Origin of the sequence: Micromonospora sp. NPDC047738 (genome assembly GCF_040642675.1) — a bacterium.
Lineage (GTDB): Bacteria > Actinomycetota > Actinomycetes > Mycobacteriales > Micromonosporaceae > Micromonospora.
Map to the genome: position 1 here is coordinate 1 of NZ_JBEYSO010000068.1, position 8,929 is coordinate 8,929.

Sequence of the window (8,929 nt, forward strand, 5' to 3'; positions counted from 1 at the left end):
CCACCAACATCACACCGGACCGGCCCCCACCAGCCCGGCGATGCCCCCTGCACAAGACCCGCCCTGGTCAGGCTCATTTTCCGGTCAGACGCTGCCATGGACAGGACCCTACCCACGCTGCCATGCCGTGCTCCGAGAGCGGCAGTTGCCGATTTTCCTGCCGGGCGTCGTGGTCCTTGCCTGCGCTCAGCCGGTGCCGTACCCCGCTTGACCTGCTGCTCGGCCGCAGCGCGGTCGAGCGTCCTCGCGCTGGTCGAGTCGGCCCGGCCTCGCAATCAAACTGGCGATCTACCAGCCAGTACGTGACGCGGCCGACTCATTCGCGATTCACCAGCTTTACGAGGGGTTCCTAGCGTCCTGGGTGATCACCAACCCGCACCCCCGGAGGCTTGACTTGAGCCAGACCCGCAGGGACTTCCTTCGCCGCGTCGGCATCGCCGGCGGCGCCGGCGTCATGTTGCACAGCATGGGCGCGCTCGGCCTGACGAGCGCCCATGCGGCGGAGACACCCCCGTTCACACCGTTGAAGAAGAGCGACCTCGGCCGGCACGGCAGGAAGACGGTCATCGTGATGGGCGGCGGCATCGCCGGCCTCACCGCGGCGTACGAGCTGCTCAAGGGCGGCTACGACGTCACCATCCTGGAAGGCCGCGACCGGCCCGGTGGCCGTAACTGGACCGTGCGGGGCGGGGACACCTACACCGACCTGAAGGGTCAGACCCAGAAGGCGACCTTCGCCAAGGACCAGTACATGAACGCGGGCCCCGGGCGCATCCCCCAGATGCACGTGACGCTGGACTACTGCAAGGAACTCGGCGTCCCGATCGAGGTCTTCACCAACCAGAACGCCGACGCGTTCCTCTACCGCGAGAACGTGCCGGGTGCCCTCAACGGCGTTCCGGTCCGCCAGCGGGCCGCCAAGGCGGACGCCTACGGTTACACGGCCGAGCTGCTCGCGAAGGCCACCGACCAGGGGTCGCTCGACCAGTACCTCACCGCCGAGGACAAGGAGCGACTGCTCACCTACCTGCGCAGCTTCGGCGCCATCGGGAACCGGGTCACGGGTGACCCGGCGGCCAGCTTCAAGTACAACGGCGGCGGGCGTCGTGGCTACGACCCGCAGCCGGGCGCCGGTCTGGAGGCGGGCACGCCCATCCCGCAGTACGCGATGTCCGACCTCTTCGCCTCGACGCTGGGCAACTACTTCTCGTTCGAGATGGGCTTCGACCAGGCGATGATGATGTACCAGCCGGTCGGCGGGATGGACCGGATCGCCTACGCCTTCGCCAAGGCGATTGGTGGCGGCCGACTGCGCTACAACGCCCGGATCGTCGAGTACAACAACACGGCCGACGGCGTCGAGGTCGTCTACACGACCCCGAGCGGTACGAAGAAGATCACCGGCGACTTCGCGATCAACGCCATGCCTCCGCACATCGCCGCGAAGATCAAGTCCAACCTGCCCACCGCGGTCGTCACCGCGCTCGGGTCGGTGAGCGTCACCAACGCCGGCAAGATCGGCATCGAGTACGACCGCCGGTGGTGGGAGGAGGACTTCCGCATCTACGGCGGCATCACCAACGCCAACACCAACCTCGCGAACATGTGGCACCCGTCGTACGGCTACCACGGCGACCGGGGCACGATGATCGGCTACTACAACACCGGCGCGAACGCCAACTTCTACGGCAACCTCACCCCGCCGCAGCGGCTCGCGGAGGCGGTCACGCAGGGCAAGAAGATCTTCGGCGACGTGTACGGCAAGGGCATCACCGCGTCCTTCTCCCAGGACTGGGCCTCCACGCCGTTCTCCGAGGGTGCGTGGGTCGGTTGGCCCGGCGCGGTCGGAGGCCAGACGGGCGCGGGGTACCGCAGTCTCCTGGAGCCGACCGGGAACGTCTACTTCGCCGGCGACCACCTCAGCCACGCCATCGCGTGGCAGCACGGCGCGATGGTCTCCGCCCGCGTCGCCGTCGAGTCCATCCACGCCCGGGTCACGGCCGCGTGAGCACGCCCGCCGTCACCCCCGGCATCCGCAGCAACAGAAAGGCCCCCGCAGTGCGCCGACTCGGCATCCTCATCCCAGCCGCCGCCGTTCTCCTCGCCATCCCGACGGTTGCCGCCGCCGGAGGGCTCTTCCCGCCACGGCCCGGTACCACGGTCAGCGTGCTCCCCGCCGGACAGGACAACCCGATGATCGCCGACGGGGTGGCCATCGGTAAGGGCACGGCGATCTACAAGACCAGCGGCCTCGGCCCGGCGGCCCTGAACACGGCCGCGCCGGCCGGCTCGGAGGCGCGCTACATCGACACCGAGGTGTTTCCGGGCGGTGTGCTGCCGCCCGGCGTGACCATCACCGAGGCGCAGGGCATCAACGTGCTGCGCCGCATCGGGGAGAACCTGGCGAAGGCGGGCCTGTCCTACGACGACGTCATCTCCATGCGGGTGTTCCTCCAGAACCCCGCCGGCCAGGAGCGGATGGACTTCAACGGCTGGAACCGGGCCTACCGTCAGTTCTTCGCCAACACCAGCCTGCCGACCGGCAAGCCGGTGCTCGTGCCGCTCGGGTCGGCCGCCCCGGCCACGCCGATGGTGGTCAACCCCGCCCGGCCGTCGCGGTTCGCGCTCGAGATCGAGAACCTGCCGGTCAACGGTTGGCTGGTCGAGGTCGAGGTGGACGCCGCCTACCCGTCGAAGGGCGAGTGACTCCACCGGTCGCGTAGGTACCGCCGACCCGTCGCGTAGGGGATGTCCGTATCCCCCCGGCGACGGGTCGGCGGTGCTCTGCGACGCGCCGGACGGTGCACGGCGGTCCGATACCACGGACCCGCACCTCAGTTGGTGAGAGAAATCGGGGGAAGCCGGTCAAATTGTCAAGCGCCCACAGTTGCACCTCTGAGCGCGGAGGGTTCGCCTCGCCTACGGGGACGGGATCGTTGCCCTGAGCGATGAGTGCACGTTTGCCGTCCTGATCGAGCGCGACCTCCCATCGCACGACGCTGCCAACGGTGTCCGGGACTGCAGCGATCCGGACTGCGCGTCGTCGCGGACGCGGCGCCGTCCACGGTTGATAAGCACCTATTGAGTGCGGCTCTTACCAGGGGAGAGGGCCCTCGGCGTTGAAGAATCCGCCCGTGGGTCCGTCCTCGTCCAACGTTGCGAACCGCACCACGACCGCGGCTGCCTCGGCGGCGGTCCGAGTCGCGCCGGGTGACATCTCCGTCAGCGTATATCCAGGATCGACCGAGTTGACCTTGATGGCGGTGCCTCGCAGCTCGATGGCGAACTGCACGGTCAGCGCGTTGACCGCCGACTTCGATGTCGGGTAGGCGGCAGCGTTCCATTCCTGCGGCCAGTCAGCGGCGCTGGTCAGAGCCAGCGACCCTGATCCAGACGACATGTTGACGATGCGGCCGCTGGCCGCGGTCCGAAGCAACGGAAGCATCGCGGTCGTCACGGCGAACACGCCGATCACATTCGTCTCCAATGTGCGCCGGAACGAATTGACCGGCAGACGGCTGGGCGGCACATCGTCGACCGCGATCGCCGCGTTGTTGACCAGCGCGTCCAGCCGCCCGTACCGGCGGTCGATCCACTCGGCGGCCGCCTGTACCGTCACCTCGTCGGTGACGTCGAGCTCGACACACCCGGCCGCCACGCCATCGGCAGCCAGCCGCTCGACGGCGGCTGCGCCCAGCCCGCGATCACGCGACGCCACGATCGGCACGTATCCCAGCCGTCCAAGCTGCTTGACGACCTCGAACCCGATACCGCGATTCGCCCCGGTCACCAACGCGATCGGGTTGGAAGCACCACGCATTCCGGAGATCGTAGTCGATGAGGGCGAGGCTGCTTCTCTCTGCCACATACGCAGATCTCGATCACCGTTTCGAACGCCGGAAAGCGCTTACCAACGGAGGTAGGATGCGATGGAACACCGCCCGGTCCCTGGTCGTGGGTGGGCGGGCTCAGGCGTTGGGCTGCCGGTTTGCTTCGCTGAGCAGTCGGTCGCCGAGTTCGGTTCGCGAGTAGAGCACCTGTCGGCCTGCCCGGCGTGAGGTGAGTAGCCCGGCGGCGCGCAGCGCTTGGAGGTGCACGCTGAGCGTCGGGGCGGAGAGCGCCATCTGGGTGGCGGCCTGGCTGGTCGACATCGGTAGGTCGAGCTGGGCCAGTAGGGCGGCCCGGGTCTGTCCGAGGACGTCTGCGAGCGCCGGGCCGGTCTGCTTGGGGTGCTTTTCCCAGAGCCGGCCGAGGCCGCGCGGGGAGTAGGAGATGCTGGGGGACGCTGGCTGCGCGGTCCGCACCAGGACGTCCGGCCAGGCGAAGGCGCACGGCACGAGGAGCAGGCCGCGCCCGCCGCAGTCGGCGTGGCCCTCGTAGTATTTGACGATCTTCAGCGTCTGGTCTGCGAACGTGACCGACGGGTGCAGGCCGTTCATCATCCGGTCGACGCCGCCGTCGGCCAGGGCATCGAGTCGGTAGGCGATGTCGTGGTTGAGTAATGCATCGATCCGTGGCCAGTCCGGGGCGATCGCGATCCGGTGGTACGCCTCGAGCGCCTCGGTGATCGGGCTGATGCCCGCATCGGGCCGGTGCAGCAGCCCCTGGAGCAGGGCTTGCCGCCCTTCCCCGCCGGGTCCGTGCTGGGCGACCCGGTGGGCCGCCAGGTGCGCCAACTCCTGCGCCACGATCTCCGGATCGGCGTCGGTCACCTGCGCGAGCGCGTCCGCGAAGGTCGAGGACCGGCGAGCCGGCGGCGGCACCAGGAAGTCGGGGATGTAGCCCTGCGGACGCACCAGCGCCCGCAGCAGGTCCAGGTCGCGCTTGCGCAGCCGGCCCGCTCGCTCGGCGAACCGATCGACCCAGGGACGGTGCAGGTGCCGCCCCTGCCTGCCGGCGGCCAGTGTGCGCAGGCTGGCGATGGTCTCCATGAGGGGCGAGGTGGCGAAGCGTACGCTGGCCAGGTCGGCTGCCGTGATGTGCAGGTGGATCACGCGGCCGCCCCTTCCGATTCGGCCTGAGCCTAATCGTGGCCGTGCGGGTGACGCCATCGAAGACTGGACCCATCCACTCGAACCACGGTTAGGACATCGAAGATGCGCACGCTGATCTACACCGCCTTCGTCTCGCTGGACGGCGTCGTCGACTCTCCCGGCGGCGGCAGCCGCTCCGAGGCCCACCGCAGCGGCGGCTGGACCTACAAGGACATCGAGTTCCTGCCGGAGGCGTACGAGCTCAAGGGCCGGGAGACCGAGGAGGCCACCGCGCTGATGTTCGGCCGCACCAGCTACGAGGTGTTCTCGCCGGTGTGGCCGGACATGGAGGACTTCGCCGCCCTCAAGGAACTGCCGAAGTACGTCGTCTCGACCACCCTCGGCGAGAACGCCCTCGTCGACAACTGGGGCGACATCACGATCCTGCGCTCCCTCGACGACGTCGCGAAGGTCAAGGAGACCGACGGCGGCCCGATCATCATCCACGGCAGCGCCACCCTCGCCCGCAACCTCTCCGACGCCGGCCTGATCGACCGCTACCACCTGCTTGTCTTCCCGGTGCTGCTCGGGGCCGGCAAGCGGATGTTCAGCAACACCGACAAGGAGAAGCAGATGCTGAAGGTGGTCGAGTCCGAGACGTACGCCAACGGCATCACCAAGCTCGTCTACGACGTCATCCACTGAGGTGGCCGCCATGAACCGCGCATCGATGACAGAGGCACTGCCCGCAGCGTACGAACGGCTGCATGCGTACGGGCCGGAGTTCGGCGGCGACGAGGAGGGTAACCACGGGATGACCAACCACGGCCCGATGGCCGTGGAGGTCATGGTCCGGCGAGGGCTCGACATCGACGTCGAGGGCTGGCTCGACCGCTACGTACGCCGACTGGCGGAGCTGCCCAGCATCAACGAAGCCATCCAACCCGGCGAGTGGGGCATGGCGCTGGGCCAGGCGCGACGGCTGCCCGACTGGACCGCGTACTTCCGGCACGAGCTGACCGAGCGCCCGTGGCCGGAGGTGCTCGTCGAGTGGTGGCCGCGGCTGCTGCCAGGGATCGTGGCCGGTTCGACCCACGGCGTGATCCGGGTCAGTCACGCGGTGCGTACACTGCGCGGCACCACTCGCGCCCCGGCCCGCCAGACCCTCGACGAGCTGGCCCACGGGCTGGCGTTCTGGGCGGCGCGTTACCGCGAGCTCGCCGGGGTGGTCGCCCCGGAGGGCACCCGCACACCGCAACAGGCCCTGCCAGCGGTCACCCGGCTCACGGACCAGAGCGGCTTCATCGCCCACCGGCTCGACCGGCTCGAGCACAGCCCCGGCTGGGCCGCGAGCCTACGCGCGCTGGAACCCGCCGCATCCGCCGACGAGGTCCCGGCGCGGCTGGAGTCGCTCGTCGACAGCGCCGCTAAGGCATACCTCGGGCTCGGCCACGGCTCGCCGGTCCTGCTGGTCCACGCCGCTACCGCGCCCAACGCCGTGCGGCACGTGCTCCCGGTCCTTCCGACCGAGCAGTGGCTGCCGAGCCTGACGGCGGCCTGGGCGGCCGTGGTGGCGCTCGTCGCGATGTACGCCCCGGCCCAGCCGGCCCCGTTCGCGGAGATCGTCCGGTGCTATCCCGAGCTGACCCGCGAGGACACGCTCCAGCGGGCAGCCGAGCACGGCGACGAGCACGTCCTGAAGTTCGCCGACACGGCCGCCGAGTCGTACGACCGCACCGGCAACCCCGAGCTGCTCGCCGCGACCCTGCACGCCGGCGAGCTGATCGACCGTCCCTAACGGGTCGATCATCTCCCTTTTAACGGCGAATGAAGCCCTCGATACCGGTCACCGGTCAGCTCCTTTCCCTGTTGTGTTGACGCTCGGATAGTCGCTGTAGGTCAACCTCCACGAAGCCCCACAGCCGCTCGATGAGCTGCTCCACAACCGGCTGCCCCTCGGTGGTCTCGGTCGTCATCTGGCGTCTCTCCCTTGAGAGGCCGATGAGCCGTTGGTTGGTTGTACCCACCCCCATTACCTGCTACCGGAAAACCCGACACACTCCACATGAGACCTGATCCATGAATACGTTCGCCATAGTGTTAATCATGATGTTCCGCCGCTGAAGTCACCGGCGGCCATCTGAGACGTATCCCTCCAGCTTGAGAGGACGCTGATGTCCAGGACACATCAAAACACCTGGCAAGATCCGGACGAACTCGCTCGCCGGGTGCAGGACGGAAGTCTCACTCGACGCACCCTGCTAAAGGTGTTCGGTGTGTCGGCGGTGTCGGTCGGACTCGCCTCGACCACGGGAACGGCAGGCGCGGCATCTCGCCGCTACGACTACGTCATCGTGGGAGCGGGCTCGGCCGGGTGCACGCTGGCCGCGCGACTGCTGGCGGACTCTAGGGCGAGTGTGCTGCTGATCGAGGCCGGTGGCACGAACGACCTGCCGGAGGTCCGGGACTTCACGAAGTCGGGCACGCTGACGGCGCCTGGCTCGGGGCTCATCTGGCCATACCAGTCGGTGCCGCAGCAGGAGCTGCTGAACCAGCCGCAGTCGTTCGTGTGCGGGAAGCTCGAGGGCGGCAGCAGTTCGGTGAACGGGATGGTGTGGGTTCGGGGCAATCCGGCTGACTACGACAGCTGGGCCGCCCAGGGCGCTGTCGGCTGGGACTACGCGAGCGTGCGACCGTCGCTGGATGCGCTGACCGGACCCATCAGGCCGTCGAGTGAGCTGACGCAGCGCAACGTGCTTTCCCAAGCCTGGGTGAACGCGGCCGTCGACGTCGGCTACAGGTTCAACCCCGACTACAACGGCGCCACCCAGTTCGGTGTCGCTTACACGCAGCTCAACGTGGTGGACAAGATTCGCCAGGATGCGTTCACCTCGTTCCTGATCCCGTACCTCACCGACCCGCGCCTGACGATCATGACGGATGCGGAGGTTGCGCGGCTGACGTTCGATCGCCGGAAAGCGATCGACGGTGTCGTCATCAACGCGGGGGGTCGCCAGTTCACGGTCCGGGCCGACCGGGAGGTCATCGTCAGCACGGGCACGGTCAACACCCCTCGCCTGCTTCAGCTGTCCGGCATCGGTGCGGCGTGCGATCTGGAGCCACTCGGCATCCCGGTTGTCGCCGACGTGCCCGGCGTCGGAGCCAACCTGCACGACCACCTGATCTCCGTGGCGTTGAAGACGCTCCGCGCACCCGAGCCCGCGTCGCACCTTACCGCGATGGACGTCAACGTCTTCACCGGCAGGGGGCGAGTGCCAGGGACGCCCGCGTACCAGTTCCAGGTCTATTACACACGCGACGGGTATCCGCCCTATCCCGGAAACTCGACATCGATCGGGGTGATAAACCTGCACCCGACCAGCCGAGGGTATGTCAAGCTGCGGTCGGCCGATCCCGCCGTCCCGCCGATCATCCAGCCGAATTTCCTGCGGACCAGGGAAGATCTCGAGACGCAGCTCGAGGGCTACAAGCTGGCCCTTGAACTGATCAACTCAAAGAGACTGCGCGACTGGGTGACCGACGACGCCGGCGCCATCCCCGGCCGGAATGTCCGCACCAGGAAGGAGCTGATCCAAGCGGTGCGTACCTATTCCCAGGCCGATTTCCACCCGGTGGGCACCTGCCGGATGGGCACCGACGCGCACGCCGTCGTGGATCTCCAGCTGCGCGTGCGCGGCGTCACCGGCCTGCGGCTGGCCAGCGCCGCGATCATGCCCAGCATCACGTCGGGCAACACCAACGCCCCGTCGATGATGATCGGCGACCGTTGCGGCCGGCTTATTCTGGGTCGCGCCTGACGCCACGATTCAACGTGGCCTAGCGAGGAATCCCGGTCCCTTCAGGACTCCGTTGGGGAATGGCCAAACCATGACGTGTCGCTTTCAGCTGGCGAGGTCGAGTTGGGTGAGGTGGCTGGTTCGGGTTTGGCCGAGTGG

General features: G+C 68.2%; 7 protein-coding genes. 5 read left to right on the top strand and 2 right to left on the bottom strand.

What is annotated here, in order from left to right; translation table 11 throughout:
* Positions 1-394 precede the first annotated feature (394 nt).
* Complete coding sequence (locus tag ABZ783_RS37110) at positions 395-2,008, top strand: flavin monoamine oxidase family protein (protein ID WP_357447818.1); 1,614 nt, start codon at positions 395-397, stop codon at positions 2,006-2,008.
* On the top strand, positions 2,005-2,706 hold the full coding sequence (locus ABZ783_RS37115) for a Rid family hydrolase (RefSeq protein WP_357447821.1): 702 nt from the start codon (positions 2,005-2,007) through the stop codon (positions 2,704-2,706). The genes ABZ783_RS37110 and ABZ783_RS37115 overlap by 4 nt, the downstream gene beginning before the upstream one ends.
* A 388-nt stretch (positions 2,707-3,094) precedes the next feature.
* Here the strand turns inward: ABZ783_RS37115 and ABZ783_RS37120 are convergent, their stop codons facing one another.
* Together ABZ783_RS37120 and ABZ783_RS37125 are read right to left on the bottom strand one after the other, a co-directional pair.
* Positions 3,095-3,820, bottom strand: a complete 726-nt coding sequence (locus tag ABZ783_RS37120; protein ID WP_357447824.1) for an SDR family NAD(P)-dependent oxidoreductase — start codon at positions 3,818-3,820, stop codon at positions 3,095-3,097.
* Positions 3,821-3,968: 148 nt separating this feature from the next.
* On the bottom strand, positions 3,969-4,994 hold the full coding sequence (locus ABZ783_RS37125) for a DUF5937 family protein (protein WP_357447827.1): 1,026 nt from the start codon (positions 4,992-4,994) through the stop codon (positions 3,969-3,971).
* A 102-nt stretch (positions 4,995-5,096) separates the two neighbouring features.
* Here ABZ783_RS37125 and ABZ783_RS37130 point away from each other — a divergent pair, with 102 nt between their 5' ends.
* The 3 genes from ABZ783_RS37130 to ABZ783_RS37140 all read left to right on the top strand — a co-directional run bounded on the left by ABZ783_RS37130 (position 5,097) and on the right by ABZ783_RS37140 (position 8,791).
* Entirely contained in the window at positions 5,097-5,678 is a 582-nt protein-coding gene (locus tag ABZ783_RS37130) for a dihydrofolate reductase family protein (protein WP_357447830.1), read from the top strand.
* A 10-nt stretch (positions 5,679-5,688) separates the two neighbouring features.
* A complete protein-coding gene (locus tag ABZ783_RS37135) occupies positions 5,689-6,771 on the top strand; it encodes a questin oxidase family protein (protein ID WP_357447834.1) in 1,083 nt (360 codons plus the stop codon).
* Positions 6,772-7,240: 469 nt separating this feature from the next.
* Complete coding sequence (locus ABZ783_RS37140) at positions 7,241-8,791, top strand: GMC family oxidoreductase N-terminal domain-containing protein (protein ID WP_357447837.1); 1,551 nt, start codon at positions 7,241-7,243, stop codon at positions 8,789-8,791.
* Positions 8,792-8,929: the final 138 nt, after the last annotated feature.

What these genes read in the sequence shown, in the direction of transcription:
- ABZ783_RS37120 (WP_357447824.1), bottom strand. Translation starts at nt 3,820, where the DNA reads ATGCGTGGTGCTTCCAACCCGATCGCGTTGGTGACCGGGGCGAATCGC.
- ABZ783_RS37130 (WP_357447830.1), top strand. Translation starts at nt 5,097, where the DNA reads ATGCGCACGCTGATCTACACCGCCTTCGTCTCGCTGGACGGCGTCGTC.
- ABZ783_RS37135 (WP_357447834.1), top strand. Translation starts at nt 5,689, where the DNA reads ATGAACCGCGCATCGATGACAGAGGCACTGCCCGCAGCGTACGAACGG.